Below are 26,992 nucleotides of genomic sequence, written 5' to 3'. Positions count from 1 at the left end.
CCGGCTAAGGCCGGGGGTCGACGGGCGTCACAACCCCCACCGCATTCTCGATGACACCCGCCGCGGCCAGACACAGGTCCTCTCGGTACATTCCGCCGATGATCTGCACGCCCTGGGGCAGGCCATCGGTCACACCGACGGGAACTGCCACCGCGGGGACTCCCACCAGGGAGCTCGCCGTGCACAACCGCACCGGCCCCATCATTCGCTCATGCTCCTGCGCATCGGTCGGGACCAGCGGAGCCGGTGGCAGCTCGGTCGACACCGGCCCCAAGAGCAACGGATAGCGCGCGAAGAAGCTCGCCCACTGTCGCTGCACCCCCAGCCGGGCAGCGGTCAGCTGGACGTATCCAGCCAGGTCCAACGGCGGTCGCCGCTGCATGATCAGCTCCAGGTGCCGTCGGCCGCTCACACTCAACAACGGTCGGATATTCGACCACACCAAGGAGAACTCGGTGCTGATCAGGCCCGCATAGACCTCCAACGCCTCGGCCAACGCGGGCGTTTCCACCTCCTCGACCAGGTATCCGGCCTCCCGCAAGACCGCCGCCGCGGTCTGCACCGCAGCTCGGACGTGGGGGTGCACGCCGTGGCTACCCGGGTCGACAACCAGTCCGATCCGAACCGGTCCAGCGAGCGCCGCGCCGTCCACGGGCGCGGGCACCGCCCGCGGGTCCTGCGGGTCGGCTCCCGCCAATACCTCGTACACCAGCCGCAGATCTGCCACCGACCGCGCCATCGGCCCATCGACGGGCAGCACCTGTGAGGCCAACGTCGGCTCCTGCCCACCGAGGCGGTGATCCGCCGCGAACCGCCCGTAGCTCGGTTTGAGCGCGGCCACGCCGTTGAACGTCGCAGGAATGCGCAGTGAGCCACCGGAATCGTTGCCGAGCCCCAGCGGCGTCATCCCGGTGGCTACCGCAACACCATCGCCACCGCTGCTGCCGCCCGGGCTACGGCTTGCCAGGTCCCATGGGTTGCGGGTGTCGCCGTAGAGCGTGCTGGTCGTGTGCATGCCCGCGATCGTCAAGTCCGGCAGGTTGGTTCGGCCGATGGGTATCGCCCCCGCAGCCCGCAGTCGCCGGACCGGTGGCGCATCCTCCGGAGCCACCAGGTGACGTAACCGCGGCACCCCCATCGTCGTCGCCGACCCCGCGACGTGGATGTTCTCCTTCACGGTGAAAGGAACCCCGGCCAGCGGCCCCACCCGCGCACCGGCAGCCAGCCGCCGGTCGACCTGCTCGGCCGCCTTCAGGGCACTGTCGGCCAGCACATTCGTCACCGCGTTCACCACCGGGTCGACCGCCTCGATGCGCGCCAGGTGCGCGGTCATCACCTCGACCGCACTGACTGCTCCGGCCGACACCGCCGCCGCGAGCTGTTTCGCGGTTGCTCCACAAATCTCCACGTTCAGGAAGATACATACCTGTATCCAGATACACTACTGAATATGAAGGAGCGACTTACCCGTGAGCAGAGCCGACAGCAGACCCGCGATCGACTGCTCGCCGCTGCCGCCGAACTGTTCGTCGAGCGGGGCGTCAACGGCACCTCGGTGGAACAGATCGCCGAACGCGCCGGCTACACCAGAGGCGCTGTCTACGGCAACTTCACCGACAAGCACGAATTGATCGTCGAACTGCTCGTCCGGCGAACGCAGCGCGAAATCGACGAGGTCAGCCGGCTCGACCACACCACCCGCGAGCCGCTGCGACAGTTCAACCGCGATCGCGCCGAGCATCTCACCGACTGGCTCGCACTGCGCCTCGAGCTCATACTGCACATCCTGCGCAACCCCGACCTGCGACCACGCCTCGCCGAGCGCGAACTACTCGCCCGTGCCGCCATCACCGCGGGCGTCGCCGACGAGCTACCACGGCCGCCGGCCGATCCCGCCTTCCTCGCGCTGATCATTCACGCACTGGAGGACGGTCTGCTCATCCAGAAATTGCTGACACCCGAAGGGATTCCGGACGACGTCGTCGCGGTGGCAAGCGAGCTGCTCATCAACTCTTGGGCCGCACTGTCGGAATCTCGAGGTAAGAAGTAGCTCCGCCGAGACACGTTCGGGCGCCCGGCGTGCGCGCCCGAACGTCGACTAGAGCCTATTGCGCGCGGTACTGCTCGACGTTCATGCCGCCGATACCCCAATCGGTCAGCTCGACCTCATCGATCACCACAAACGTCGTCGCGGGATCCTTACCGAGCACATCCCGCAGCAGATCGGTGACTCCCTTGATCAACTGCGACTTCTGTTCCCGCGTCACGCCCTCGTTGGTGACTTTGATGTTGACGTACGGCATTACGCAGCCCTTCCCGAGATGAACCCGCCGTCGACGGGGAGGATGTGACCGGTTGTGAACGTGGCATCCGCGAGATACAGCACGGCGGCACTGGTTTCACTCACCTCACCGATCCGATTCAGCAAAGCCAGCTTGCCCGAGGAGCTTTCATCGCCGTCGTCGAACAACGGGGTGCGAATGATCCCTGGCGCAACAGCATTCACCCGGATGCCGTCGGCCGCGAGCTCGGCGGCGAGGCTGGTGGTCAGCGCATGAACGCCGCCCTTGCTGACCAGTGCCGCGGAGGCGGGCAGCCCGGCCAGCGCGTGATTGATCAGCACGGTGCCGATATTGACGATGCTGCCGCCGCTGCGCTGCGCTCGCAACTGCCGGACCACTGCCTGGGTGGTGAAGTAGGTGCCCTTGAGGTTCCCGTTCAGGTAGCTGTCGAGGTCTGCCTCGGTGACGTCGACGAACGGCTTGGCTCCGAAGATCCCCGCGTTGTTCACCAGCACGTCGACCCGGCCGAACCGCTCGACGGCGACCCGAACCAGCTCGGTTCCCGTTGCAGGAGAGCCGATATCGCCTGCGAACATCGCCACCTGATCCGCCGCGGACAGCTCGTCGGCCACCGCCGCGAGCTTGTCCGCGTCACGCCCGTTGAGCACGACGTTGTCGCCACGCTCCACGAAAGCCCGTGCGGCATCGCGCCCGATCCCGCTGGAGGATCCGGTCACGATGACCGTTTTCGATGTGGACATATCTTCTCGCTTTCTCGTGAACTTCTTGATACGACCGGTCGTCTTGGAATGTGCAGCACATGATCCGTACGCAATGCGGAGGGAACTATGGCCGGAAGTAGTCGTCCAGCAGTCGGCGCAAACACTTCTGCAGCGGTTCGAGCGAGCGGTCGATCTTCATCCGGATCACCGCCCCCTCCCAGGACTCCAATAGCAGGTCCGCGAGATCCATCGCGTCGATATCGGCGCGAATAGCACCCGATTGCTGCGCTTGGCGCAGCGCCTCCGCCACCCCGTCGCGCCACGAATGCCATGCGCCGGCAAGCGATTCGCGCAGCACATCGCTACCCTCCAGCTCGCCGCCGAGGTTCGCAATCAGGCACCCGCCCGTGTACTCGGCCTCGACGAACTCCCCCATCAGCCGCCCGAAGAACGCCCGCAGCCCCGCCACCGGATCCGGCGCAGCGCCCAGCGCCTCGGCCAGGTTCCGCTGCACACACAGCGAATGATGGTCGATGATCGCCTGCCCGAAGGTTTCCTTGCTGTCGAAGTAGTTGTAGAACGAACCCTTGGGCACACCGACTGCATCGAGCACCTGCTTGATTCCGGTGCCGTGATATCCGTTGGCCAAGAACCCGGCAGCACCTTCCTCGACCAGAAGCTGCCGAGTGTCGTCACTCCGTCGCGGTCGCGCCATGAGACCAATATACGACCGGTCGTCTTGGAATGGCAAATGCGAATCCGGCCGAAGCGAGTGCTCGTCGTTGGCCGCCGCGGCACAACCCGCGTGATCGACCCGGAATGCCCCGATAGGTCCGGCTAGAACGCGGACAAGCCGGCACGCCACCGCACGCACCTGGCGGTGAACTCGGCCAGATGATCGAGCGCGAACCGGTCGACATCCCAGTCCCCCGGCGAGACCTCCGCCGTCCAAACGTAGGTCAGGACTCGCGCATGTCCGGGGATTACCAGCGGACTCAGGTCGTACTCGGCATCCTCGAAGGCGTCCAACACTTTCCACTCGGCGTTGGTAAGTCCGGTGAGCAGTACACCGCGAGCCACCGACGCAGGCCGTGACACGAGTCCGGGATACACGCGACCCGGCAGCGCCGCCACCCGCCAGCCCGACACCTCGACCGGCTCCAGACTCGGACAGTGACCGAGCAGTTCGATCAATACCGCAGGAAACTGCAATGTCCCGTATACGAAGAGCACATCGTCCGCGCCGCGGACAAACCCGAGCCGCCGCGGATCTGCCGTGCCGTTGCCGATCGGCGCCACCGCGCGCGCATCCGCGTCAGACGTCTCGAACCGCTCCACTGCTACCTCCTGTTATCGCGCCTTCGGCCGCTGGACCGATATCGCGAATGATCTCGGCCAGCTGCGCGTAGTCCTCGGTCCGCGCCGTAGAAGCCCGGAAGGCGAGCCCCAGGGTGCGGCCCGGCGCGGGCGCCGCGAAGCGTGCGGTTTCCAGTGTGCCGCGGGCGGTTTCGGCGGCAACCGCCATCTCTGGAATCAGCGTTACACCCAAACCTCCTGCCACGCACTGCACTACAGTTGCCAGCGACGCCGCACGTGTGTCGCCGACGCCAGCAGGATGCACGTCGGAGGTGCGACACAACTCCAGCGTCTGGTCGCGCAAACAGTGCCCCTCGTCCAGTAGCAGCAGCGGCAGCGCATCGAGGGCCGCCGGCGCGATGTCGGTGCGCCCGGCCAGTTCATGACCGCGCGGGGTGACCAGCACGAATTCCTCGGTATACAGCGGTATCTCGACCACTCCGGACATTTCCGTCGGCAGTGCGAGCAGCGCGACATCCAGCACTCCGGTACGCAGACCGTCGAGCAGTCGCGCGGTCCGGTCCTCGATCACCTGGGGCACCAACGCGGGTACCCGCGTACGCAATTCGGGCAGTAGCGCAGGCAGCACATACGGGGCGACTGTCGGAATGATGCCGAGACGCAGTGTACCGCCGAGCCCGTCACCAGCCGCTGAAGCGACGAATCGGTCGGCCGCTTCGAGGGTCGCGATCGCCTGCGGCAGCAGCCGCATCCCGGCGGCGGTGACGAGCACGCGCCGCGTGCTGCGTTCGATCAGTTGCAGCCCGAGGCCGTGTTCCAGCGCCGCGAGCGCCTGCGATAGCGTGGGCTGGCTCACACTGAGCCTGGCTGCCGCAGTGCCGAAATGGCGATATTCCGCGATCGCGACGAACGCACGCAGCTGCGACAGGGTCGGCTGATAAGTCTGATCAGTCACGCCTATCAGTGTAGTGCGACTGATCACGTTTACCTTTCACCGGGCTTTGGGCAAGATCACAAGTGAGCTTTTCGCACAGCGCTAGCAAACCAACATGACGAGGAGAAAAGCATGGCCTTGCTGACCATCGGCGACCAATTCCCGGCATACAACCTCACCGCGGTCATCGGCGGTGACCTGTCGAAGGTCGACGCTCAGCAGCCTGACGATTACTTCACCCAGATCACCTCCGACGACCACGCGGGCAAGTGGCGGATCGTCTTCTTCTGGCCGAAGGACTTCACCTTCGTGTGCCCCACCGAGATTGCCGCCTTCGGCAAGCTCAACGAGGAGTTCGCAGACCGCGACGCGCAGGTGCTCGGCGCCTCGGTCGACAACGAGTTCGTGCACTTCCAGTGGCGCGCCCAGCACGAGGACCTCAAGACCCTCCCGTTCCCGATGCTCTCGGACCTCAAGCGTGAACTCGCTTCCGCCACCGGCGTTCTCAATGCCGACGGCGTCGCCGACCGCGCCACCTTCATCATCGACCCGAACAATGAGATCCAGTTCGTCTCGGTGACAGCTGGTTCGGTCGGCCGCAACGTCGACGAAGTACTGCGGGTGCTCGACGCGCTGCAGTCCGACGAGCTGTGCGCCTGCAACTGGAAGAAGGGCGACCCGACCATCGACGCGGGCGAGCTGCTCGCCGCCAGCGTCTGAGATCCTTCGCCCGAGTACACCGAAAACCCAGCATGAGTAGAGGATTCGCCGAATGAGCATCGAGACCCTGAAGAACTCCCTCCCCGAGTACGCCAAGGACCTCAAGCTCAACCTGTCGTCCATCGCACGCACCACCGTGCTGAACGAGCAGCAACTGTGGGGCACACTCCTCGCGTCGGCGGCCGCAACCCGGTCGGCGACCACGCTGCGCGAGATCGCCGAGGAAGCCGCCGACACCCTGTCGTCGGAGGCGTACAACGCCGCACTCGGCGCGGCCTCGATCATGGGCATGAACAATGTGTTCTACCGAGGCAAGGCGTTCCTCGGCGGCCGCTACGACGACCTGCGGGCCGGCCTGCGCATGCAGATCATCGGCACGCCGGGCGTCGACAAGGCCGATTTCGAACTGTGGTCGTTCGCCGTGTCCTCGATCAACGGCTGTGCACACTGCCTGGAGGCGCACGAGAACGTGCTGCGCGAGGCGGGCGTCTCACGCGAGGTGATCTTCGAATCGCTGCGCGTGGCCGCCATCGTCGCCGGTGTCGGCCAGGCGGTCCAGTCCACGGAGGCATTGGCCGCCGCCACGGTCTGACGTCTCATACCCCGACGGCCCCGTCCACCCAAGACCAGGACGGGGCCGTCGTTCGTCTCACGGCCGGGAGTTGTCGGACGCCGTCGCTAGCCTGTCGGCGAAACACCCAGCGCCACAGAGGGAGACGGGCCGATGGCCGTCCGCACACCACCGACGAGCGAAGACGACTGGGCCGTACCGAGGGCCTGGTGGTCGAAGTCCGATCTGTTCCGCGGGCTCGGTCACACACGAAAACTACGGTGAACGCGGCAGCCGCTGCCGCTGTGGCCGATACGCTGGCGCGGTCGGCCGACAAGATTCGCTCGGTGCTATGGCATCCACGCTCGCACAACCTATTCCGGCAGCGTGGCCTGGCCTACCTGTTCGCACCCCACGCCGATCCGATCGGCGCCGCCGTCTACGCGGCAGTCGGGATCGACGCCTGTATCCTGAATCCCGACGGCATCGGCAGGTACTTCGACGACAACACGGATCTAGCCGACTATCTGGTCCACACCCACGGCTTCGAACTCGCCACATCGATCACGGCCACGCTCGCGGGCATCCACTGTGACCAACACCTGCTGACCGAGGCCATACCGGACCTGACCGCGTGTTCGACACCCGATGACGCGAGCACACCGGGATCTCCGACGATGCCCCGATGACTTTTCGCTCCACGCCTCCCCCGATTAGGTGACCAATCCCCATGGCCGAGCGACAATTCAGACTTATAGGACAAATTTCCGCGCGTCCATCGGCTCACGCCCACGCCGGCACAGACAGATAGCCGATCGGTTGCAAGGATCGCCGGCCCAGTCGGATCTCGACCCTATCCATACCTGGGAGCACGCCTGAAGTCCCGGTAGGCTCACGACCATGGGCACACAGGATGAGCTGGAGGTCATGAGCACGCGGGTCGAGGTTGTGCGGGTGTTCACCGACGCGGCCGGACGGTTCGGAAACGAGCTGGGAATCGCCCGTGCGGACGAGGTTGCCGACGCAGACCGGCAGGCGCTCGCGGCGCGTGTCGGTTTCAGTGAAACCGTCGTAGTCGACGACCCCGTGGAGGGATCCGCCCGGGTGCGGATCTTCACGCCCGCCGTGGAACTGCCCTTCGCTGGTCACCCATCGGTAGGCACCGGGTGGTGGTTCGCCGAGCAGGGCCTCGAGGTGCAGGTGCTCGATCTGCTCGCGGGACCGGTGGCCGTCGAACTGACCGACGGGCTCACCTGGATCACGGCCCGGGGCGAATGGGCGCCCGAATTCACCTTCCATCAGCTCGCCGACATCGAGGAGCTGGCGGCGCTGAACCCGGACGACTTCTCCACCGGACATCACTACCTGTGGGCGTGGACCGATGAGCACCGCGGCGCGCTGCGCTCCAGGATGTTCGCACCCTCCATGGGCATCGCCGAAGACGAGGCCACCGGCGCCGGCGCCGTCGCGCTGACCGCACTACTGCGCCGCGGCCTGGTGATCACCCAGGGCAAGGGCTCCCAGCTTTTCACCGAATGGGACTCCGACGGCTGGGTACGCCTCGGCGGACGCGTCGTCGCGGACTCGGTCATCGACATCTGAGTCACCCGTAGACCACGGCGATCAGCATGTAGGCGGTCCCCACGTCCATCACGACGTGGGGCACGATCGCCGAGGAGAGCACTCGCGCGGCCGGCGCACCGGCCGGATGACCGAGCCAGTGATACCGCCACCCCGCGCTCACCGCGACTATCGCCACGACCGCGTCCACGGCGAAAAGCATCGCCAAAACCAGGGCGGGGCCGGGTTCGGGTCCGCCGCCGTGCCCACTGTCCCGATGCCCCGACATCGCGTACAGCATCGCCCCCGCGGCCACGACGTGATATCCGAGCGCGACCATCCGATCGGCGGGCATCGCTCGACTCTCGCTGTGCCACTCTGCGATCCGGCCGAGCAGCAACACCGCGAATACCACCGTTATCGCGGTCAGCACCCCGCGTAACGCAAGCGGATTCGCCCCCGCAGGAAAGACCAGCATGGTCAACATGACCAGGCACATGATCAGATGCGCGGCATCGGACTCGTGACAGGTATCCGGCCCGTCGCTGTCGATCGAATTGTCACGCCGCCGCGCATATTCAGCCCGCACATCCCCAGCCGGACGCGGCATCGCACCGGCTGCGGACGGCGTCGCCAACCGGAAAACCACGATCACCGACGCACACAGGAACGCCACCACCACCGACCACCGCAACGCGGCGTACTCCTGAACGAACTCCGCCACACTCCACCACCTCTCGTCGCGGGCAGCATCTCCATGCTCGCACCCACGCACCCTTAGGGCACCCTTTTCCGACGGAGGCTTTCGCCGCACCCTCACGCAGCTGCTCCAAGCGCGGTTCCCACTGCTGTACCTCGAATCGTTCGAAGAACAACGCGCGCTCGACGAGATCGTCGCCACCACGGCCGCGCTGAAGACGCCGCGGCCGGTCTGGCGGTGGTCTGCCACCGACGGCCTGTGCCGGGCGGGGACAGGCGCCCGAGCGCGGCACCAACGACCCGGTCGCCACGGTCCGCGCGGCGCAGCGGGTTACCGAACGGGCGGTATTCGTATTCCACGATCTGCACGGCTTCCTCGGCGAGGCAACCCGACCGGCAGATCCGCAGGTCGTGCGCACGCTGCGAGATCTGGTGCGCGCCTTCCGCACGGGTGATCTCGCTCGCACGGCGATCCTCGTTTCAACGATCCTGCGGATTCCACCGGAGCTCGAAAAGGACTTCACTGTAGTCGATTTCGCACTACCCGGCGAGGACGAGATCCGCGCCCTGCTCGATGGCATGATCACGGCGAACGCCGACACCGTGCCCGTACGCCTCGACGACCGGGGCCGCGATCGGCTGACCAGGGCCGCGCTCGGACTCACCCTGGCCGAGGCCGAAAATGCGTTCGCGCTGGCCATGGTCGACGGCGGCAGCCTGACCGAGTCGGGCGTCGAGGTGGCGCTCGCAGAGAAGGCTCAGACGATCCGGAAATCAGGCTTGCTCGAGGTGATCCGCACAGCGGGGCACGGCGGGACGGTTGCGATCGGTAGCGGCGCGGGCGAATCGGCCCGGTGAGATACCGCGCCACTGCTTGAACGCGGTCGAAAAGCTCGGCGCGCCCGAGTAACCCATCCGGAAGGCGACATCCTCCACGGTGAGCCCGGTGGCCAGCAACTCCTCGGCCAGATTGCCATAGGTCTCGACGCACAGCTGACGGTAGGACGTGCCCTCCTCCGCCAGCCGACGACGCATGGTACGCAGACTCATATGCAGGCTCGCCGCCACATCCTCCTGCGCGAGGCGACCGTTGAGCCGGTGCATCAGCAGCTCGCGCACCGAACCGGATAGACCGTGTCGAAGACCGCGCCGTTGCAGCAGATCGGCGCATTGCTCTTCGAAAAACAGGGCCGTGAGGGGGCTGGCCTGTGGCATCGGGGCGTCCATGCCGGTGGCGTCGAATATCGCGAGGTGCGGGCCTGCGGCATCGGTGCTCGGTATTTCGAACTGCTCCAGCAGCGGCAGCAACCGCTCACGGTTACCGCCCCCGATTTCGCCGCGCAGTACCGGCGGCGCGACGCCGAACACCAGCGCCCAGTTCGTCAGCAGCGCGGCGACGTCACGCTCGCCGAGGAAGCCGCGCACATCGGCGGGCACATCCTGATCGTCGACGTAGAGCCACAATTCTTCGTCGTTATAGACATGCCAGGCCCGCGAGAACGACGTCATCAGGCTGAAGTAGCGCATGGCGACCTCGGTGGCCGAACGCATCGTCGGACTGCTCATGACGGCAAGTCCGAACACGCCGAGGGTGGTGATGTGCGTACGTACACCCGCCTCGATGCCGAGACCCCATGGATCGCCGAGCGCGGTGACGATGTTGCGGACAAGTTCCAATTCCTGTGCCGCGGTGACCTCGGCGCTGGGTGTAATCAGCAGCTGCGGCGCGATGTCCGTGCCACGCAAACACTCCGAGAGACCGAGTCCATGGCTTTCGGCGACTTCGACGAGGATCGCCGAATTCGCCACCGACCGCCGCCACTCCCACGAGGCCACTGGCTCATCGTCGTCCAGGTTGTCCGAAGCCCGCAGGAAAATGGCCAGAGTTCGGATGGCCGAATTCTCGTGCGGTCGAACGGCCTTCGCACCGCAACCCGCAAATTTCCAGCTGGCCGGTATCCGCAAGGCCATGACCCGATATCGCATGGAGTGCCGCCGGTCGACGCCATAGTGTCGAAGCAAGACGAAAGCGGGCGAAAACAAATGTCGAAGAAGACACTTGCCGGCAAGCGCGTCGTGATCACCGGCGGCACCGACGGCATCGGCAAAGAAGCGGCATTGGCCTTCCTGGCCGCGGGAGCCGAGATCGCGATCGGCGATTCCGATGCTGGAAGAGTTCGCGCAGTCACGAATCAGTTCAACCGCATCCACAGCGGCACCGCGCTCGGCTTACCGCTCGATGTCACCGACAGTGTCCGATTCGCCGAGTTTCTGTCCACCGCGGAACAGAAGCTGGGTGGGTTGGACGTGGTGGTGAACGCCGCAGAAATCCTGCCTACCAGTTCGTTTCTTTCCGAGTTCGATACGGACACCGACCTCCAGATCGAAGTCAATCTGCGCGCGGTCATCACCGGGTCCCGACTGGCGGGCGCACGCTTCATCGAGCAGGGCCACGGCCAGATCGTGAACATCGGCTCGGCAGTCGGGGTCACCGCCGCACTCGGAGCCGCCGTCTACAGCGCGACCAAGCACGCGGTCGTCGGACTCGGCACGGCCCTGCACCGCGGACTCGCCGAACAGGGCGTCATCGTCAGCACCGTCGCGCCCGGTTTCGAGCCCGACGCCGAGGCGGTGGCCGACGCCATCGTCGACTGTGTCGAGCACCGACGCGGCGGACTGCTGGTGGTGCCGCCCTCGGGCTGGTTTCGTACCGCCATGCCCGATCCCGTGCATCTGCGCCACACGATGCGCCGCATGCTCGGCATCATGTAGCGGCTCGGGTCACCGATCAGGCCGACAGCTCACGCAGCACGCGCTTGAGCACCTTTCCGGTCGGATTGCGCGGCAGTTCATCGATGAACAGCACGTCGCGAGGGACCTTGAAGCGGGCAAGATGGGTCTTGACGTGCTCGCGGACCTCGTCTTCGGTGAGGGTGTGCCCGTCACGGACGACGACCACCGCGCGCAGGCGCTGGCCGTACTTCTCGTCAGCGACGCCGAACGCACTCACCTCCGCGACGGCCGGGTGCGCGGCGAGCAGTTCCTCCACCTCGCCGGGGAAGACGTTCTCGCCGCCGGAGACGATCATGTCGTCGTCGCGTCCGTCGACGAAAAGTCTTCCCGCCCTATCGAAGTGGCCGACATCGCCGGTCGACATCAGGCCGCCGATGCGGGCCTTGTCGCCGCCGCCGGTGTAGCCCTCGAACTGGTAGTTGTTGCCGACGAAGATGCGGCCGGTCACGCCGAGCGGCACCTCGGTGTCCTTGCTGTCGAAGATCTTCACGACGGTGCCGGGCACAGGGGTGCCGACACACCCCGGCTCGACGGCAAGATCGGCGGGCGTGGCAATGGTCGCGTAGGCCACCTCGGTGGACCCGTAGACGTTGTAGACCACCGGGCCGAAGGCCGCTGTCACCCGAACGCACAGCTCCGCACCCAGCTGCGAACCGGCGACGAAGATAATGCGCAAGCGTGGGAAGCGGTACCCGGCGAAGCCTTTCGGGCCGGCATCCACGAGACGCTGCAACATGACCGGCACGGCGATCAGCGCGGTGGCGCGATGCCGGGCCAAGCTGTCGAGCACGGCCTGCGGATCGAAGCGACGCCGGATCACCAGGGTGGAGCCGAAGCCGACGGCCAGGATGGCGTGCGCGAAGCCGAGCGTATGGAACAGCGGCGCAGGGCATTCGGTGATCTCGCGGGCCCGGAACGGCACTTTGCCGAGTATGGCACCCAGCGGCGCGAGCGAGGTCGGCTCGTTGCGCGGCGCACCCTTCGGGGTGCCGGTCGTCCCGCTGGTCAACAGGATGATCTTGGCGGTGGTGGTGGCCCGACGTGGCGCCATGTGCGCACCGCCCGCGATCAGATTGTCGAGGGTGTCGACGCCGGGCTTGTCGGCCCAGGCGCGATAGCGGCCACGCCGCGGCGTGAGATCACCGAGCATGCCGGAGTATTCGTCGTCGAAGACCAGCAGATCGGCGCCCTCACGGGCAACGACCTCACACAGCTGCGGACCGGCGAAATCGGTGTTCAGCAACACGATTCGGGCTCCACACTTGGCCGCGGCGAACACCGCGTAGTGGAAGCCGCGGTGGTTGCGCGCCAGGATCGCGACACCCTCACCGTCGCGCAGACCTCGGGCGCGCCACGCATTGGCGAGCGCGGTGCTGCGCTCGTCGAGTTCGCGGAACGTAACGGTCCCGATTTCGTCGATGATGGCGACGCGATCCCGATAGCGCAGGGCGGCCACCGTCGGCAGCCCACCGAGCATGCCCGAGCGCAGCACCGCCACACCCATCCTGGCGAGCCGGTCCGGGCGCTCCGGCGCCGCCAGTCCGGCGCGGACCGTGAGCGCGGCGTAATACGTTTCATCGGCGGCCCGACGTACCGCGGTAGCGGCCAGCGCCCCGACTTTGTCGGTCAACTTCATGATTCAGCTCCCCTGCTGGGCAGTGCCCGACCGAACGCCGTCGACCGGGGTGTGCTCGTGGCCGAGGTCTTGCTGATCCGCACCCATCGATGCGGGTGTTGCATGGTCGGCCGTACCCGAGGTGAGGGCGAGCGCCCTCACAGTAAAGCGTGCCGAACGTGTTCGTCGAGTGAGCGGCACCCCACCCCGCACGCACGGCCCGAGGATCCGGTCCATGATGGACGAATGCCGAGCGACACCGATGAGCACCTACTGCGACCGCACCCACCACGGGCGTCGACAACCACGCCCCCGGTCCAGATCATCGTCGACGACCTCTCCGGCCCCCGGATCGCCGCTCTGCTCGGCGAGCATCTGGCCGACATGCAGGCCAACTCCCCCGCCTGCAGCATGCACGCTCTCGACCTCGACGCGCTGCGTGTCCCCGGCATCACCTTCTGGAGCGTGTGGGACGACACCGACCTCCTCGGCTGCGGCGCCCTCAAACAACTCGATCCCACCCACGGCGAGATCAAGTCCATGCGCACCGCCGCCGCCCACACCGGCCGCGGCATCGCCACACTGCTGCTCGACCACATCATCACGACGGCCCGCTCCCGCGGCTACCACCGCCTCAGCCTGGAAACCGGCGCCTCGGACTTCTACACCCCCGCCCAACGTCTCTACACCCGCCACGGCTTCGAACGCTGCGCGCCGTTCGCCGACTACACCGCCGACCCGCACAGCGTCTACATGACCCGCACCCTCTGACCGAACCGGACCGATCGGATGCGAACACCAGAAATATTCACTCGCCTCGACGGCCGCACATCAGTGCTGATCGCGGGGGCGGGTGGTGGATTCGACGTATACGCCGGTCTCCCACTGGCATTCGCGCTCCGCGCGGCAGGAGTTTCGGTCCACCTGGCCAATCTCTCGTTCACACGACTGGAGACTCTCGACCCTGCGGTGTGGTTGAACGGCAGGGTCGCAGCGATCACCCCCGATGTCGCGGGCTCGGAGAACTATTTTCCCGAACGCACCCTGGCGAGGTGGCTCGCGCTGCACGACGAGCCATCGACGGTCTACGCTTTTCCGCGCACCGGTGTCCGGGAGCTCCGGGCCGCGTATCGGACACTGCTCGAGCTGCTCGATATAGACGCCGTCGTATTGATCGACGGCGGGACCGACATCCTGCTTCGCGGCGATGAGTATCTGCTCGGCACACCTGAGGAGGACGCGGCCAGTCTTGCCGCGGTCGCCGGAATCGATGAGACGCCGGTGCGACTGGTCGCCGCACTCGGCTTCGGCATCGATGCGTTTCACGGGGTCAACCATGTCCAGGTGCTCGAGAATATCGCCGAGCTCGACACGGCAGGCGCCTACCTGGGCGCGTTCTCGATACCCGGCGATTGCCCGGAAGCTCGACGCTACCGCGCGGCCGTCGAGCATGCCGCCGCGCTGACGCCCAAGCGCCCGAGTTTGGTCAACGGGCAGATCGCGGCTGCACTATCCGGGCGGCACGGCGACGTGCCGATCGGTGGCAGAAGCCGGGCCACCGACCTCTTCGTCAACCCGCTGATGGCGATGTACTTCACTTTCGACCTGCCGGGGCTGGCAGCACGCAACGCGTATCTGCCGACTCTAGAAGACACCGTGGATATCGCCGATATATCGCTCCGGATCGGGCAGTACCGAGCGCAGATCACCGTGCGGCCGCCTCGTACGTTCCCGCACTGACCGCCACGCGCCTGCGGGGGTCAGCCGAGGGCGGCGGTGAACCCCGCGACCAGCTCGACGACCTGATCATCGGTCATCACGAACGACGGCGAGATCTGCATCGCCCCCTGACCCGCCGCGCGACCCGAAATACCATGTGCACGAAGGGTTTTCACCAGAGGAAGCCCTTCCGAGGGGTCGGCGAGCTGGATCGCGGCGACCGCACCGAGACCGCTGCGCACTTCGGCGACGCGCGGATGCTCGGCCAACGGTGCCAACTTGTCGTGCAGGGTCGATTCCAGGCGCTTCGCCTCGTTCAACAAGCCCTCGCGCTCGACGATCTCCAAATTCGCCAGCGCGGCCGCGGCGGCGCCGGCATGACCGCCATAGGTGTAGCCATGACGCCACCACACGCCCCCACTGAAGAACGGTTCCGCAATGCGCGGGGCGATGAAGACCGCACCCATCGGAACATAGCCGGAAGTCAGGCCCTTCGCGGTGGTCATGAGGTCGGGCTCGAGATCGAATCGGGATGAGGCGAACCAGGATCCGCCGATACGGCCGAACCCCGTGACGACCTCGTCGACCACGAACAGGATGTCGTTGTCGCGGCAGATACGGCGGACCTCGGCCAGATAACCATCCGGCGGCAAATAGATACCGCCCGCGCCGATGATGGGTTCGCAGAAGAACGCCGCGATGCGTTCGGCGCCGATTTCCTCGATCAAGGCAAGCAGCGATTTCGCGTCATCCCACTCGACGGTGCGCGCATCGGCCATCAGTTCGCCGTAGCCTTCCCGATTGACCGGGATGCCCGCCAACGCCGTTCCCGCGATATGCATTCCGTGATACGCGCGCTGACGGCCGACCACGATCGTCTTGTCCGGCCGCCCCATCTCGTGCCAGTACCGCCGTGCCAGCTTCGCCGCGGTGTCGACCGAATCCGAGCCACCAGAGGTGAAGAAGATCTTGCTGTCGGGCACCGGTGCAATCGTCGCCAGCTTCTCCGCGAGCAGCTGGGTGGCGGGTTCGACGAAGTCGCCGAAGTTCGAGTAGTGCGCGATGGTGCGCAGTTGCGCGGCGACAGCATCGGCGATCTCGGCGCGCCCGTGCCCGACATTGGTGAACCACAGGCCCGCGGTCGCATCCAGATACCTGGTACCAGCCTCGTCCCAGATGTAGGCGCCCTCCCCGCGCGCGACAACGAATGCCCCGTCCCGTTCGACGGCACCCATATCGGCGAACCCATGCCATAGCGCACTCATACCAACCACCTTTACCTCGAGAACCGAATCATTCGTCCGCACCCCGCCAGCGGCTGCTCAGATCGCCGAGGGCGGCGACTGCACCTGCGAGCAGCGCGGACGCCACAACCAGAACCACCAAGCCGATGGTCATCGACACATACCCCTGACACCGCGGGTCGATGAACGGGTACGGATACCACTCCACGAAAACGCCCTGGAACAGGGTGTAAGCGCTATATGCCACCGGGTAGGCCAGCCAGCCCGCGATCAGCGGACCGTTGACCCTGATCGCCACCGGCACCGGCGCCCAATCCGCGATCATCGCGATCGGCATAATCCGATGGAGCACGTCATCGGCCCAGGGCTGTTCGGTCCCGGCGTGGATGTGCGCGAGCAGTACCGCGTACACGATGCCGGCAATGACCAGATACAGCGTGCCGGCGCCGCGGACCAGCTGCCACCGCTGATCGATCGGATCGAGCAGCGCGCCGACCAGCAGCACGATCACTCCGAGAATGTTCGATTGGATCGTGAAATAGCTGAAATGGTTGTCCAGCGAGTAGCCGAACGATCCATGGTCGTGGATAGGACCACAGATCAGCGCCACCAGCCCCAGCGCAGCGAACCCGATACGCAGGACACGAACCCACCATGGAGCCATCCCGACGGCGTTCACGGTGCGATTGTTGCATAGCGTGGGAACTGCCAGACCATTGCTCAGGGGGTGCCGGAGCCGAGCGGTGCACCTTCGTGTTGGCCATTGTCGGTGCGGACCAGTCCAATGTCGGACGCGCCCAGCCGAATTCGAACGCACCCGAGGGGTGAGTGACCGCGCTCAGTCCGTCGTCGCAGGTTCGCGCCGGCGGGCAGTGAGTACACCGAGGGAGACAACGGCTATGGCAAGCAGGGCGAAGACGCCCGAGAGGATCACCAGACCGATGATCAGCGAGATGTAGCCCTGCTCGCGGGGATCGAGGAAGGGATAGGGGTACCAGTCGACTATCGCGCCGCGGATGAGGGTGTAGGCGCCGTAGCCGGCCGGGTAGATCAGCCAGGCGCCGACCAGTGTGCGGGTGATGCCGAGGGTTGCGGGGACCAGGATCCAGTCCAGCACCACGACGATGGGCAGGATGCGGTGCAGGACGTCGTTGATCCACTTGTCGGTAAGCATCACGTCGACCTTGGCAAGCAGGACGGCATAGACGACGCCGGTGATGAGCAGGTACAGCGTGGTCGCGCCACGGATGGCCTGCCAACGGCGATCACGGGGGTCACGCACGGCGCCGACCAGCAGGACGATGACAGCGAGAACATTGGATTGGATGGTGAAGTAGCTGACGTAGTTGGCGACGGAGAAGCCGGCGTCGTCGAGGTTGCGGATAGGTATCCACACCAGCGCGAAGATGCCGAGTGCGGCAAACGCGAAGCGCGGGATACGAATCCACAGCGGAGCAGCACCGGCGGTCATCTCTGGATCGTCGCACATCAGTATGGCTTTCACGGGTGAACACAGCTCGTCGGCATCGCAGTGTCACCGCCGTCACGCACGGTGTGCTCGCTGGATGCCCGGACCCGACTGGGGTTCAACGAGCGGTCCGCAGGAGCGTTTCGCTACGCTGGTAGACGCAATGACCAGGACAGCCGACCCGATTCTCCGCGAGCTTCGTGACCGCCTGGCCGCCGTAACCCTCCGCGACGAACACCGGTTGCGCCGACGCCTGGACCGGGCCCGTGGCGACGATCTCAGCGCCGTCGCGGTCGATATCGCGGCGGCCGAGGGACGCATCGAGGCCCGCCGCGCAGCGGTACCCGAAATCCGCTACCCCGAACAGCTGCCGGTCTCCGCACGCCGCGAAGACATCGCGAAGGCGATCGCCGAGAACCAAGTGGTGATCGTGGCAGGCGAGACCGGCTCCGGTAAGACCACCCAGATCCCCAAGATCTGCCTGGAGCTCGGCCGCGGCATTCGCGGGACGATCGGGCACACCCAGCCGCGCAGGCTCGCCGCACGCACCGTCGCCGAACGCATCGCCGAGGAGCTCGGCACCGAACTCGGTGACGTTGTCGGCTACACCGTGCGGTTCACCGATCAGGCGTCCGATCGCACGCTGGTCAAGCTGATGACCGACGGCATCCTGCTCGCGGAAATCCAGCGCGACCGGCTGCTGCGCCGCTACGACACGATCATCATCGACGAGGCGCACGAACGCAGCCTCAATATCGATTTCCTGCTCGGGTACCTCAAACAGTTACTGCCGCGCAGGCCCGATCTCAAGGTGATCATCACCTCCGCGACCATCGACCCGGAACTGTTCGCACGCCACTTCGGTGACGAATCCGGTACTCCCGCACCGATTGTCGAGGTCTCCGGCCGGTCCTATCCGGTGGAGATCCGCTACCGGCCACTCACGCTCGAACTACCCGGTTCCTCTGACGAAGAAGACGACGAAGACACCAGGGTCGTCGACCGCGACCCAGTCGACGCCATCGGCGACGCGGTCGGTGAACTCTTCACCGAGGGCGACGGCGATGTCCTGGTGTTCCTGTCCGGCGAGCGCGAAATCCGCGACACCGCAGACGCGCTGCGCGACCTGAAGCTCCCGCGCACCGAGATCCTCCCGCTGTATGCGCGCCTGTCGACCGCCGAGCAGCATCGGGTGTTCGCCCCACATCCCGGGCGTCGTGTGGTGCTCGCCACCAATGTCGCGGAGACCTCGCTCACCGTGCCTGGCATCCGCTACGTCATCGACCCCGGCACCGCGCGCATCTCCCGGTATTCGATGCGCACCAAGGTGCAGCGCCTGCCCATCGAAGAGGTCTCGCAAGCCTCGGCCCGGCAGCGCGCCGGGCGCTGTGGTCGCGTGGCCGACGGCATCTGCATTCGCCTCTACTCCGAGGACGACTTCGAATCCAGGCCCGCGTTCACCGAACCGGAGATCCTGCGCACCAATCTGGCCGCTGTCATCCTGCAGATGACCGCGCTCGGCCTCGGTGACATCGAGAACTTTCCGTTCGTGGAGGCGCCGGACCGTCGCGCCATCCGCGACGGCATCGCGTTGCTGGAGGAACTCGGGGCACTCGCTCCGCGCGCTACGGCCGAACCCACGCGGCGGCGACCCACGTCGACCGAAATCGACGACCGGGCACAGCGCGGTTCCGACCGGGGCGCAGGCGAGCAACAGCAGCGTGACGACAGCGCCGCACACACACCGGTTCTCGACAGCGAGCCGACCGGTGACGCCACGCTGACGCTGACGCCGATCGGGCGCGAAATGGCGCAACTACCGGTCGATCCGCGCATGGCGCGCATGCTTGTCGAGGCAAACCGAAACGGCTGCCTGGCCGATGTCCTGGTCATCGTGGCCGCGCTATCGATCCAAGATGTGCGTGAACGCCCCGCCGACCACCAGCAGGCCGCCGACACCAAACACGCACGGTTCATCGTGGAGGGCTCGGATTTCCTCGCCTACCTACGGCTATGGGAGTACCTCACCGAGCAGCGGAAATCGCTGTCCGCCAACCAGTTCCGCCGGATGTGTCGCGACGAGTTCCTGCACTACCTGCGCATTCGGGAATGGCAGGACCTACATGGGCAACTGCGGACCATCACGCGGGGACTCGGCTGGTCGACACAGCCCGACGGCGGCGCCCCCGGCGGCCGGATATCCGATTCCCCAGCAGATGGCGATCCCGGCCCGCGCCGCGGACGCCGCGACAGACGTGCATCGAACCCCAAGGCCGACAACGCTTCCACTGCTGCCGCATCCGGACAGCAGACCGGATCGCGGCGTGGTAGACAGCCCGAGTCCACAGTGCAGGCAGCACCCCTTGACGATGACGGCACCCCCTGGGATTCCACCTCGATCCACCAGGCACTGCTGGCAGGCATGCTGTCGCATATCGGTGTCCGAGAAGCGGAATCACGCGAGTTCGTCGGCGCACGCAACGCCAAGTTCATGATTTTCCCCGGCTCCTCCCTCGCGAAGAAGCCGCCGCGCTGGGTGATGGCCGCGGAACTGGTCGAGACATCGCGGCTGTGGGGCCGGATGGCCGCCAGGGTGGAACCGGAATGGGCCGAGCGCCTAGCCGGAGATCTGGTGAAACGCACCTACTCCGAACCGCATTGGTCTGCCAAGCGCGGCGCCGCCCGCGCCTACGAGCGCGTCACCCTTTACGGCGTCCCGCTGGTGACCAGCCGCCCCGTCGATTACGGGCGTATCGATCCTGAGCTGTCGCGCGAACTGTTCGTTCGACACGCACTTGTGCAGGGTGAATGGCAAACCCACCACGAGTTCTTCCACCGCAACCGCGCCTTGCTCGACGATGTGGCCGATCTGGAGCATCGTGCCCGTCGGCGCGACATTCTCGTCGATGACGAGGTGCTCTTCGAGTTCTACGATCGGCGCATCCCGGCCGACATCGTGTCGGTGCGGCATTTCGACACCTGGTGGCGCACCGCGAAGCGTAAAGATCCCGCACAGCTGGACTTCTCGACCGACACCGTCGTCAACGAGGGCGCGGCGACCCTTGATCCGACCGATTTCCCCGATGCGTGGCGTCAGGGCGAGCTGAGCTTCCCGCTCACCTACCAATTCGAGCCGGGCAACGACGACGACGGCGTCACGGTCCGCATCCCAGTAGCACAGCTGGCCCACGTTCGGCCGGTCGGGTTCGACTGGTTGGTGCCGGGCATGCGCGACGAACTCGCCGCCGCCATGATCAAGATATTGCCGAAGACGTTGCGCCGCACAGTTGTTCCGGCGCCCGACTTCGCCGCGGCGGCACTCGCCGCGCTCACCCCGCGCGCCGAACCGCTGCGCACCGGTCTGGCACGGGAGCTGTCGCGCCTCGGCTCGGTCACGATCACGCCGAAGGATCTCGACCCTGCCGCTCTGCCCGACCATCTGCGCATGACCTTCGCGGCCACCGACGCCTCCGGGCGCACCCTGGCCAGCGGCAAGAGTCTTTCTCAGCTGAAAACCCAGCTGGCCGCACAGGTTTCCGCCTCCGTTGCCCGCGCCACCGCAGGCGCGGAGCGGGCCCCTGCCACGGTGTGGACCTCGGAGTCCCTCGGCACGGTCGAATCCACCGTTCGCCGCGAAGTGGCCGGTCAGACGGTCACCGGCTATCCGGCGCTGGTGCCGGAGGGCGACGGTGTCGCCGTGCGGGTACTCAGCTCGCCGGTCGAACAGGTCGCCGCGATGCGGGCGGGCACGCGCGCGCTGGTGCTGCGTGCGATTCCCACCTCGCCGCGTACCGTGACAGCCGGGCTGTCCGCCGCGGACCGGCTTGCGCTGAGCCAGAACCCGTATGGTTCGTTGGAGGCCCTCGTCGAGGACTGCCGGGCCGCGGCCGCCGACGAACTCATCACCGCCGCGGGCGGTCCCGTTCGCAGTCCCGACCGTTTCGACGCCCTCGTCGCCGCTATCCGGCCGAAGCTCGCCGACGCCGTTACCCGCTACGTGCGCCTGGTGGTCCCGGTCCTTGCTGGCGCACACCAGCTTTCGGTGGCACTCGCGGCGGCCACCGACCGCGACATCGCCGACGATGTCCGCCATCAGCTCGGCGAGCTGGTGTTCCCCGGCTTCATCTCCGAATGGGGCGGCACCCGGCTTCGCGAACTGCCCCGGTATCTGCGGGCAGCGACCGTCCGCCTGGAGTCACTGCCCGGCTCGGCCGTCCGCGACCGTCAGGCCACGATCGAGCTCGACCGGGCGCTGGCCGCCTACGACCGGCTCATCGCTGTCCTTCCGGAACACCGCAAGCACGCCACCGCCGTCACCGAAATCTGGTGGATGATCGAGGAATTCCGGGTCAGCCTGTTCGCCCAGAAGCTCGGCACACCGTACCCGGTCTCGGCCAAACGCATCGAGAAGGCGATCGACACGGTACGTCGCTAGGTACGGCCGTTTGGTTCAGCGTGGCGTCAGTCGACGGTCGCCGCGACAGTCGCCTCGTCCCGATGTCGGCGCAGGTCCGCGATCTCGCGCTCGAAATCGTCGGCGGAGGTGAAGGACCGATAGACCGAGGCGAAGCGCAGGTAGGCGACCTCGTCGAGATCACGCAGCGGGCCGAGGATGGCCAGTCCGACTTCGTGGCTCGGCACCTCTGGCGAACCCTTGGCCCGCACGGCGTCCTCGACCTGCTGGGCCAGCAGGTTCAGCGCATCCTCGGCGACCTCGCGTCCCTGGCAGGCACGACGCACACCGCGGATGACCTTCTCGCGGCTGAACGGCTCGGTGACGCCACTGCGTTTGACCACGGACAGAATCGCGGTCTCGACCGTGGTGAAGCGTCTGCCACACTGCGGGCAGGAACGACGGCGGCGGATGGCGGCGCCTTCCTCGGCCTCACGCGAGTCGACGACCCGCGAGTCAGGGTGTCGGCAGTACGGGCAATGCATCCGGGAGATCCTTCGTCGATGCGCGCACTCGCGTCCGGGCCGGGCTCCGATTGGGGTGACCATTCCGGCGAGCACGTGTACAGGGGTCTAGACCTATACGTCCATAGCACTTCGAGGATACCCGGGCCGGGTCGGTGGCTTTCCCTCGCGTCACTCGCCGATCCGCCACTGCGTTGTCATGTCCGCGATAAGTTCGGGGATTCGCTGGATCACCCTGCCGCGGGCGAGCTTGTTCCAGAACGACTCACCGAGCCAGGCGGCAGCGAACGGCGGATTGCGCTCCATGTCCACATGGCGCGGCACCAGGTCGCCGGTGATGTAGGTCCAGCGGGTGTCCCGGTCGGCCCAGTTGAAGTCCGGCAGCGGGGTGCGCAGCGCCACGGTGCGTCCGGCAACGTCGGCGCGGACGGTCGCCGGAGCGAACACTCCCGGCGCCAGGACGCCCGGCAGGGCAGGCTTACCCACCACGGTGCTCATGTAGGTGAGGATCCGGCCGATCGTGCCGCGGCCTGCGGAGGTCGCGTCCCACTGATCGGCAATGACGCGATTCTGTTCACGATCGGTCATCCGGACCAGCGCGTCTTCGTACCCGCCCGGTGTGTGCGAGTCGATCAACTGCCAGGCGGCACGGATATCCGCGTCGATCACCCCCGCGGCATACATCTCATCGATCCCCGCCATCCCCAACGCAACATAGGCTTCATGCATGGGCACCAGGTCGGTGAAGATGTGCTTCTGCATGATCATCAACCGGGTCTGATACCAGGCAAGGTCCTCGACGCTCAGGCGTGCGCCTTCGGTGGCGAGCAACCTGATGTCCGCAGGCACCTTGCGCACCAATTCCTCTGGGGTAGCGCGCAACAGGTCCGCCACCGCATTGCCGAGCTGATGGATGCCGGGCACGTCGAGCACACCACCGATATCACCGAGATCGAAGAATCCCGAGGCGAAGGAGCCACCCGCGATGCCGGCGAGGCCCGCCCACCAGAACTCCGGATGCTGGTTGGCGAGCCGGAAGTAGTTGACATACACCAGATTGAAAGTGTTCTGGTTGGCGCGTACACCGCGCGCCGGATTCCAGGTCGCCAGGTCTATCGCGGCGTTGCGGGTGGAGACCACCAGCCAGTACTGATGCAGCAGCGTGGCATACCGTTGCGGGGCGACCTCGTCGGCTCTGGCCTCGTCGAGCGCCGCGCGCAAGGCCGATTCGTCCAGCGGGACAACCGGGTTCAGGCCGCCGCCTGCACCGCCGTCGCCGTTGATCGTGGGCAGATCCAAATATGCCTCATACGCGGGGGCCGCATGCGCAGCGGGAATAGTCGTGAACCCGACAACAAGACAGGCGAACAGCCCAACGACCCGAGCAAACGACCGAGCGCGGTGTCCGGCCGAGCCGAGCCGATTCATCAGGCCGGGCCGATCGGAACCGCCTGATCGTCCGCCGGCGCTCGGTCGGTCGGTAGTGCCGATGGTTCGAGCGGTACTGAGGTGCGTCATCGCATGGAATCCTGTTGCCTGAGTCACGTTTTCAGGACAGTAGCAACATGTTCTACTTTGCGATCAACAAATTCGGCCACCATTGGTAGCGGATCGGTCGATGCCCTCCGCCACAGCGGCCCGCACTAGCGCGGCACCCCGGCTCCAGCAACGTCGGGGACGAGCTGCCCGTCGACACCCTGCTCGAACACTGCGGGCACCGCCGTCGGCCCACCTTTGTCGAAAGCGCCCGCCCGCAGGTGCGCGAGTCCGATCAAAGCCGTGACAACCAACGCACTCAGCAACGCAGCCACCGCGAGCACCGCGAACCCGACCTGAGCCTGCTCGACCATCTCCGCCGGGTGCGGGCCGCGCGCCTGCCGCACCGACGGCGTCTTCCGCACCCGACGCTCGTACAACGCCAGCGTGCCACGCGGCCGGTTTCCACGCGGGCGTCGGTCCGCGACAGACCGTTGCGCCGAGTCGAACACCCGCACCGCACCGCGATGCGGACGCTGCACCCGCGGAACAGAATCGAAACCGAGATCGACATCGGCCCGGCCTTGGGCCGATTCGACGGCGCCGGCCGCGCCGATGGTGCTGATGTCGCTGATCGCTGTGCTCATCGGACAAACCTCCGTGGTGGGCTGCTGACTGGAGACTCGATGGGGTAGCTATTCGATCACGTGTTCGAAGAACTTGTGTTCGATTTCTACCACGAGACATCGATAAAGTCAGTAGAAACGCCCGACATGCCTCGAACAGATGTTTGAAACATCGGCTCGACCGGACTAGATTCGTAAGACGAAATCAACGACGGGTGAAGGGCGGTTGCGGTGAGCCACACAGACGACACGGGCGACGAGAGCGTAGGAGGCACCGACCCATCCGGGGCCGGGGCGGATCTCACCGTGCGTCAGCGCAAGGTACTGGAGGTCATCCGCACCTCGGTGAGCGAGCGCGGCTACCCGCCGAGCATTCGGGAGATCGGCGATGCCGTCGGGCTGACCTCCACGTCGTCGGTGGCCCACCAACTCAGGACGCTGGAACGCAAAGGCTTTCTTCGCCGCGACCCGAATCGTCCACGCGCCGTGGATGTTCGCGGTCTCGACGAGGCAGTCCGCGCGGTCACCAGCCTGTCCTCGGTCGAGGAATCCGACCCGAACAGGCCGACACCGACCTTCGTCCCGGTCCTCGGCCGAATCGCCGCCGGTGGCCCGATCCTGGCCGAACAAGCGATCGAGGATGTCTTCCCGCTGCCCCGTGAATTGGTCGGCGACGGATCACTGTTCCTACTCAAGGTCGTCGGTGAGTCGATGATCGACGCGGCGATCTGTGACGGCGACTGGGTGGTCGTGCGTCAGCAGAACGTCGCCGATAACGGTGACATCGTGGCCGCGATGATCGAGGGCGAAGCGACGGTCAAGACCTTCAAACGCACCGGGAAGGATGTCTGGCTGATGCCGCACAACCCGCTGTTCGAGCCGATCGCGGGCAACGACGCGCGGATCCTCGGCAAGGTCGTCACCGTCATCCGCAAGATCTGACGCGATTGTCATTGCGGTGCGCGAGACCCCGAGGCCCGCGCACCGCGTCGGCTACCACCGCGTCGGCTACCACCGCGTCGGCATAGTCGACCAGAAGTCCGCCTGATGCTCGGCGGCATAGTTGTCGACGAGCCTGCTTCCGCCTGGTCGGAACGACATGACTTGCGGCGCGGCCGAATCGTAGGCCGGGATGGGTTGGAGTCCGGCCGGATCGGGACTGCCTGCGATCGTGAAACGAGCCCAGTACCTTCGCATTTCGCTGGCCAGGCGCTGCTGATCCGGGCTGGTCACCGCGCTGTAGACCCAACTCAGGTCCCGCATGCTGAACAGCCCGAGCAACTCGCTCGCGTGATAAGCGCCCATCGGAAAGCGGAAGGTGGCCCGAGCGGCGCGGGATCGTCGAACGAGTACACACAGGTCGGGTTGGTGCAGCTCAATTCCGCCAGACCGGGCCGTCCGGCACTGTTCCGGGTCGGGACGCCCGGTCACCGCGACCCCGAGGACACCCCGTCGCCGGGGTCAGCGCATGACCGCGACACCGCTGCGCCGCTCCGAATTGCCCCACTATCGCTTCATTGCGACGAACTGGGCGAGAGATCCGTTGCAGTAGAAGTCACCTCGGCTCAGACCTGCCGCATCGAGCCAACCGAGAAGTTCGTCGGCGGTACATGGCGGACCGAACACACCGACCTCACCAAGAGCCTGAATCTGCCGGTCATAGCGAGCGGCGACACCCGAAACCACGCAGCTGCCCACCATGGTGCCACCAGGGCGAAGGACACGGGCGAGCGACACAATCGCTGCACCCGGTTCTGGCATGCAGTGCAGGCCCGCGAAGGTCACCACGAGGTCGAACTCGGCATCAGCGAAGGGCAGCTCGACAACGTCCGCCCGCACGTACTCGATCTCGGACAGACCATTGCGCTCGGCAACGCGCCGCGCCCAGCTGGTGGTCGGAGATGTCCGCGGCGACATAACGAACCTTCTGGTATGGATCGAGACGGCGCAATGTGATGCCGCCGCCGACTGGCAGATCCAAAATGCTTGCGCCGTCCGATATCCGGTTCACGACATCCATTGCCGCATACATCCGGTCGGTGTCGCACCCCCACAGCGCCCGGCCCACCGGCCTCGCGATCGAAGGGCGGTCGAGGACCGCATCGTAGACCCGGGCGCCGACAGCGCCGAACATCGGATTCTGCCAAACCTGCCTGACGTCAACCATTTTCACTCCCTCGGCACGGTCCGGTCAACATAATCATCGGGAAGTGTCTGCGTGTATCTCGTCAGTAAACGACGAAAGCCCCCCGACCGAAGTCGGGGGGCTCTCGTGAATGATGTTCCGGCGGTGTCCTACTCTCCCACACCCTGTCGAGTGCAGTACCATCGGCGCTGGCAGGCTTAGCTT

General features: G+C 66.2%; 28 protein-coding genes. 11 read left to right on the top strand and 17 right to left on the bottom strand.

The window, feature by feature from the left end; genetic code table 11:
* Positions 1 to 4: 4 nt before the first annotated feature.
* Complete coding sequence (locus tag ACLMAL_RS33695) at positions 5 to 1,408, bottom strand: amidase (protein ID WP_412002766.1); 1,404 nt, start codon at positions 1,406 to 1,408, stop codon at positions 5 to 7.
* Positions 1,409 to 1,450: 42 nt separating this feature from the next.
* Here ACLMAL_RS33695 and ACLMAL_RS33690 point away from each other — a divergent pair, with 42 nt between their 5' ends.
* Complete coding sequence (locus ACLMAL_RS33690) at positions 1,451 to 2,050, top strand: TetR/AcrR family transcriptional regulator (RefSeq protein ID WP_412002765.1); 600 nt, start codon at positions 1,451 to 1,453, stop codon at positions 2,048 to 2,050.
* Positions 2,051 to 2,105: 55 nt separating this feature from the next.
* On the opposite strand, the gene ACLMAL_RS33685 is transcribed toward ACLMAL_RS33690, so the two are convergent.
* The 5 genes from ACLMAL_RS33685 to ACLMAL_RS33665 form a co-directional block, all read right to left on the bottom strand.
* Positions 2,106 to 2,303 (bottom strand): 4-oxalocrotonate tautomerase family protein, encoded by a 198-nt coding sequence (locus ACLMAL_RS33685; RefSeq protein ID WP_328403569.1) that lies wholly within the window; start codon positions 2,301 to 2,303, stop codon positions 2,106 to 2,108.
* A complete protein-coding gene (locus tag ACLMAL_RS33680) occupies positions 2,303 to 3,043 on the bottom strand; it encodes an SDR family NAD(P)-dependent oxidoreductase (RefSeq protein WP_412002764.1) in 741 nt (246 codons plus the stop codon). Before ACLMAL_RS33680 ends, ACLMAL_RS33685 begins: the two co-directional genes overlap by 1 nt.
* An 85-nt stretch (positions 3,044 to 3,128) precedes the next feature.
* Entirely contained in the window at positions 3,129 to 3,719 is a 591-nt protein-coding gene (locus ACLMAL_RS33675; RefSeq protein ID WP_412002763.1) for a TetR family transcriptional regulator C-terminal domain-containing protein, read from the bottom strand.
* A 122-nt stretch (positions 3,720 to 3,841) separates the two neighbouring features.
* On the bottom strand, positions 3,842 to 4,342 hold the full coding sequence (locus ACLMAL_RS33670) for a gamma-glutamylcyclotransferase family protein (protein WP_412002762.1): 501 nt from the start codon (positions 4,340 to 4,342) through the stop codon (positions 3,842 to 3,844).
* The gene (locus tag ACLMAL_RS33665; RefSeq protein ID WP_412002761.1) at positions 4,320 to 5,276 is read right to left on the bottom strand and encodes a hydrogen peroxide-inducible genes activator; all 957 of its coding nucleotides are present in this window, start codon (positions 5,274 to 5,276) and stop codon (positions 4,320 to 4,322) included. Before ACLMAL_RS33665 ends, ACLMAL_RS33670 begins: the two co-directional genes overlap by 23 nt.
* A gap of 111 nt (positions 5,277 to 5,387) precedes the next feature.
* Between ACLMAL_RS33665 and ACLMAL_RS33660 the strand changes: the two genes are divergently transcribed.
* From ACLMAL_RS33660 to ACLMAL_RS33645, 4 genes are all read left to right on the top strand, one after another.
* Complete coding sequence (locus tag ACLMAL_RS33660) at positions 5,388 to 5,975, top strand: peroxiredoxin (RefSeq protein WP_328403577.1); 588 nt, start codon at positions 5,388 to 5,390, stop codon at positions 5,973 to 5,975.
* A 52-nt stretch (positions 5,976 to 6,027) separates the two neighbouring features.
* Positions 6,028 to 6,567 (top strand): carboxymuconolactone decarboxylase family protein, encoded by a 540-nt coding sequence (locus ACLMAL_RS33655; protein ID WP_328403579.1) that lies wholly within the window; start codon positions 6,028 to 6,030, stop codon positions 6,565 to 6,567.
* A gap of 239 nt (positions 6,568 to 6,806) precedes the next feature.
* Positions 6,807 to 7,214, top strand: a complete 408-nt coding sequence (locus ACLMAL_RS33650; RefSeq protein ID WP_412002760.1) for a hypothetical protein — start codon at positions 6,807 to 6,809, stop codon at positions 7,212 to 7,214.
* A 238-nt stretch (positions 7,215 to 7,452) separates the two neighbouring features.
* The gene (locus ACLMAL_RS33645) at positions 7,453 to 8,127 is read left to right on the top strand and encodes a PhzF family phenazine biosynthesis protein (RefSeq protein WP_328413212.1); all 675 of its coding nucleotides are present in this window, start codon (positions 7,453 to 7,455) and stop codon (positions 8,125 to 8,127) included.
* A gap of 1 nt (position 8,128) precedes the next feature.
* On the opposite strand, the gene ACLMAL_RS33640 is transcribed toward ACLMAL_RS33645, so the two are convergent.
* Positions 8,129 to 8,809, bottom strand: coding sequence for a DUF5134 domain-containing protein (locus ACLMAL_RS33640; protein ID WP_412002759.1), 681 nt, complete (start codon positions 8,807 to 8,809; stop codon positions 8,129 to 8,131).
* Between the two features lie 386 nt (positions 8,810 to 9,195).
* On the opposite strand from ACLMAL_RS33640, the gene ACLMAL_RS33635 reads away from it, so the two are divergent.
* Entirely contained in the window at positions 9,196 to 9,642 is a 447-nt protein-coding gene (locus ACLMAL_RS33635) for a hypothetical protein (protein ID WP_412002758.1), read from the top strand.
* Here ACLMAL_RS33635 and ACLMAL_RS33630 read toward each other — a convergent pair.
* Entirely contained in the window at positions 9,559 to 10,620 is a 1,062-nt protein-coding gene (locus ACLMAL_RS33630) for an AraC family transcriptional regulator ligand-binding domain-containing protein (protein ID WP_412002757.1), read from the bottom strand. The two genes, ACLMAL_RS33635 and ACLMAL_RS33630, sit on opposite strands and share 84 nt — an antisense overlap.
* A gap of 207 nt (positions 10,621 to 10,827) precedes the next feature.
* Between ACLMAL_RS33630 and ACLMAL_RS33625 the strand changes: the two genes are divergently transcribed.
* Positions 10,828 to 11,556 carry an SDR family NAD(P)-dependent oxidoreductase gene (locus tag ACLMAL_RS33625; protein WP_412002756.1) on the top strand — a complete coding sequence of 243 codons (729 nt, stop codon included), beginning with the start codon at positions 10,828 to 10,830 and terminating at the stop codon, positions 11,554 to 11,556.
* A 16-nt stretch (positions 11,557 to 11,572) separates the two neighbouring features.
* Here the strand turns inward: ACLMAL_RS33625 and ACLMAL_RS33620 are convergent, their stop codons facing one another.
* On the bottom strand, positions 11,573 to 13,213 hold the full coding sequence (locus ACLMAL_RS33620; RefSeq protein WP_412002755.1) for an acyl-CoA synthetase: 1,641 nt from the start codon (positions 13,211 to 13,213) through the stop codon (positions 11,573 to 11,575).
* A gap of 225 nt (positions 13,214 to 13,438) precedes the next feature.
* Between ACLMAL_RS33620 and ACLMAL_RS33615 the strand changes: the two genes are divergently transcribed.
* Complete coding sequence (locus tag ACLMAL_RS33615; protein WP_412002754.1) at positions 13,439 to 13,963, top strand: GNAT family N-acetyltransferase; 525 nt, start codon at positions 13,439 to 13,441, stop codon at positions 13,961 to 13,963.
* Between the two features lie 18 nt (positions 13,964 to 13,981).
* On the top strand, positions 13,982 to 14,932 hold the full coding sequence (locus ACLMAL_RS33610; RefSeq protein WP_412002753.1) for a DUF1152 domain-containing protein: 951 nt from the start codon (positions 13,982 to 13,984) through the stop codon (positions 14,930 to 14,932).
* Between the two features lie 20 nt (positions 14,933 to 14,952).
* Here the strand turns inward: ACLMAL_RS33610 and ACLMAL_RS33605 are convergent, their stop codons facing one another.
* From ACLMAL_RS33605 to ACLMAL_RS33595, 3 genes are all read right to left on the bottom strand, one after another.
* Positions 14,953 to 16,176 (bottom strand): aspartate aminotransferase family protein, encoded by a 1,224-nt coding sequence (locus ACLMAL_RS33605; RefSeq protein ID WP_412002752.1) that lies wholly within the window; start codon positions 16,174 to 16,176, stop codon positions 14,953 to 14,955.
* A 28-nt stretch (positions 16,177 to 16,204) separates the two neighbouring features.
* Complete coding sequence (locus ACLMAL_RS33600) at positions 16,205 to 16,834, bottom strand: Pr6Pr family membrane protein (protein WP_412002751.1); 630 nt, start codon at positions 16,832 to 16,834, stop codon at positions 16,205 to 16,207.
* Positions 16,835 to 16,993: 159 nt separating this feature from the next.
* Entirely contained in the window at positions 16,994 to 17,626 is a 633-nt protein-coding gene (locus ACLMAL_RS33595; RefSeq protein WP_412002750.1) for a Pr6Pr family membrane protein, read from the bottom strand.
* Between the two features lie 160 nt (positions 17,627 to 17,786).
* Here ACLMAL_RS33595 and hrpA point away from each other — a divergent pair, with 160 nt between their 5' ends.
* Positions 17,787 to 22,058, top strand: a complete 4,272-nt coding sequence (gene hrpA, locus ACLMAL_RS33590) for an ATP-dependent RNA helicase HrpA (RefSeq protein WP_412002749.1) — start codon at positions 17,787 to 17,789, stop codon at positions 22,056 to 22,058.
* Positions 22,059 to 22,084: 26 nt separating this feature from the next.
* Here the strand turns inward: hrpA and nrdR are convergent, their stop codons facing one another.
* The 3 genes from nrdR to ACLMAL_RS33575 all read right to left on the bottom strand — a co-directional run bounded on the left by nrdR (position 22,085) and on the right by ACLMAL_RS33575 (position 24,663).
* A complete protein-coding gene (gene nrdR / locus ACLMAL_RS33585) occupies positions 22,085 to 22,561 on the bottom strand; it encodes a transcriptional regulator NrdR (RefSeq protein ID WP_328403605.1) in 477 nt (158 codons plus the stop codon).
* 150 nt (positions 22,562 to 22,711) lie between these two features.
* Positions 22,712 to 24,058 carry a hypothetical protein gene (locus ACLMAL_RS33580; RefSeq protein ID WP_412002748.1) on the bottom strand — a complete coding sequence of 449 codons (1,347 nt, stop codon included), beginning with the start codon at positions 24,056 to 24,058 and terminating at the stop codon, positions 22,712 to 22,714.
* A 125-nt stretch (positions 24,059 to 24,183) separates the two neighbouring features.
* Positions 24,184 to 24,663: a hypothetical protein gene (locus tag ACLMAL_RS33575; RefSeq protein WP_412002747.1), complete on the bottom strand. Its 480-nt coding sequence runs from the start codon at positions 24,661 to 24,663 to the stop codon at positions 24,184 to 24,186.
* Positions 24,664 to 24,873: 210 nt separating this feature from the next.
* On the opposite strand from ACLMAL_RS33575, the gene lexA reads away from it, so the two are divergent.
* On the top strand, positions 24,874 to 25,584 hold the full coding sequence (gene lexA / locus ACLMAL_RS33570) for a transcriptional repressor LexA (RefSeq protein WP_328403611.1): 711 nt from the start codon (positions 24,874 to 24,876) through the stop codon (positions 25,582 to 25,584).
* A gap of 66 nt (positions 25,585 to 25,650) precedes the next feature.
* Here the strand turns inward: lexA and ACLMAL_RS33565 are convergent, their stop codons facing one another.
* Together ACLMAL_RS33565 and ACLMAL_RS33560 are read right to left on the bottom strand one after the other, a co-directional pair.
* Positions 25,651 to 25,947, bottom strand: coding sequence for a hypothetical protein (locus ACLMAL_RS33565; RefSeq protein ID WP_412002746.1), 297 nt, complete (start codon positions 25,945 to 25,947; stop codon positions 25,651 to 25,653).
* A 201-nt stretch (positions 25,948 to 26,148) separates the two neighbouring features.
* Positions 26,149 to 26,559, bottom strand: a complete 411-nt coding sequence (locus tag ACLMAL_RS33560) for a class I SAM-dependent methyltransferase (protein ID WP_412002745.1) — start codon at positions 26,557 to 26,559, stop codon at positions 26,149 to 26,151.
* Between the last annotated feature and the right edge of the window lie 433 nt (positions 26,560 to 26,992).

Origin of the sequence: Nocardia sp. CWNU-33, assembly GCF_046764895.1 — a bacterium.
Classification (GTDB): Bacteria; Actinomycetota; Actinomycetes; order Mycobacteriales; family Mycobacteriaceae; genus Nocardia.
This window is presented reverse-complemented; position numbering and strand designations above follow the sequence as displayed.

Excerpts from the sequence above, each read along its gene's own strand:
- ACLMAL_RS33690 (WP_412002765.1), top strand. The coding sequence starts at position 1,451 with ATGAAGGAGCGACTTACCCGTGAGCAGAGCCGACAGCAGACCCGCGAT.
- ACLMAL_RS33685 (WP_328403569.1), bottom strand. The coding sequence starts at position 2,303 with ATGCCGTACGTCAACATCAAAGTCACCAACGAGGGCGTGACGCGGGAA.
- ACLMAL_RS33680 (WP_412002764.1), bottom strand. The coding sequence starts at position 3,043 with ATGTCCACATCGAAAACGGTCATCGTGACCGGATCCTCCAGCGGGATC.
- ACLMAL_RS33675 (WP_412002763.1), bottom strand. The coding sequence starts at position 3,719 with ATGGCGCGACCGCGACGGAGTGACGACACTCGGCAGCTTCTGGTCGAG.
- ACLMAL_RS33660 (WP_328403577.1), top strand. The coding sequence starts at position 5,388 with ATGGCCTTGCTGACCATCGGCGACCAATTCCCGGCATACAACCTCACC.
- ACLMAL_RS33655 (WP_328403579.1), top strand. The coding sequence starts at position 6,028 with ATGAGCATCGAGACCCTGAAGAACTCCCTCCCCGAGTACGCCAAGGAC.
- ACLMAL_RS33645 (WP_328413212.1), top strand. The coding sequence starts at position 7,453 with ATGAGCACGCGGGTCGAGGTTGTGCGGGTGTTCACCGACGCGGCCGGA.
- ACLMAL_RS33625 (WP_412002756.1), top strand. The coding sequence starts at position 10,828 with ATGTCGAAGAAGACACTTGCCGGCAAGCGCGTCGTGATCACCGGCGGC.
- ACLMAL_RS33620 (WP_412002755.1), bottom strand. The coding sequence starts at position 13,213 with ATGAAGTTGACCGACAAAGTCGGGGCGCTGGCCGCTACCGCGGTACGT.
- ACLMAL_RS33615 (WP_412002754.1), top strand. The coding sequence starts at position 13,439 with ATGCCGAGCGACACCGATGAGCACCTACTGCGACCGCACCCACCACGG.
- ACLMAL_RS33610 (WP_412002753.1), top strand. The coding sequence starts at position 13,982 with ATGCGAACACCAGAAATATTCACTCGCCTCGACGGCCGCACATCAGTG.
- ACLMAL_RS33605 (WP_412002752.1), bottom strand. The coding sequence starts at position 16,176 with ATGAGTGCGCTATGGCATGGGTTCGCCGATATGGGTGCCGTCGAACGG.
- ACLMAL_RS33595 (WP_412002750.1), bottom strand. The coding sequence starts at position 17,626 with ATGACCGCCGGTGCTGCTCCGCTGTGGATTCGTATCCCGCGCTTCGCG.
- hrpA (WP_412002749.1), top strand. The coding sequence starts at position 17,787 with ATGACCAGGACAGCCGACCCGATTCTCCGCGAGCTTCGTGACCGCCTG.
- nrdR (WP_328403605.1), bottom strand. The coding sequence starts at position 22,561 with ATGCATTGCCCGTACTGCCGACACCCTGACTCGCGGGTCGTCGACTCG.
- ACLMAL_RS33580 (WP_412002748.1), bottom strand. The coding sequence starts at position 24,058 with ATGACGCACCTCAGTACCGCTCGAACCATCGGCACTACCGACCGACCG.
- ACLMAL_RS33575 (WP_412002747.1), bottom strand. The coding sequence starts at position 24,663 with ATGAGCACAGCGATCAGCGACATCAGCACCATCGGCGCGGCCGGCGCC.
- ACLMAL_RS33565 (WP_412002746.1), bottom strand. The coding sequence starts at position 25,947 with ATGGGCGCTTATCACGCGAGCGAGTTGCTCGGGCTGTTCAGCATGCGG.
- ACLMAL_RS33560 (WP_412002745.1), bottom strand. The coding sequence starts at position 26,559 with ATGTCGCCGCGGACATCTCCGACCACCAGCTGGGCGCGGCGCGTTGCC.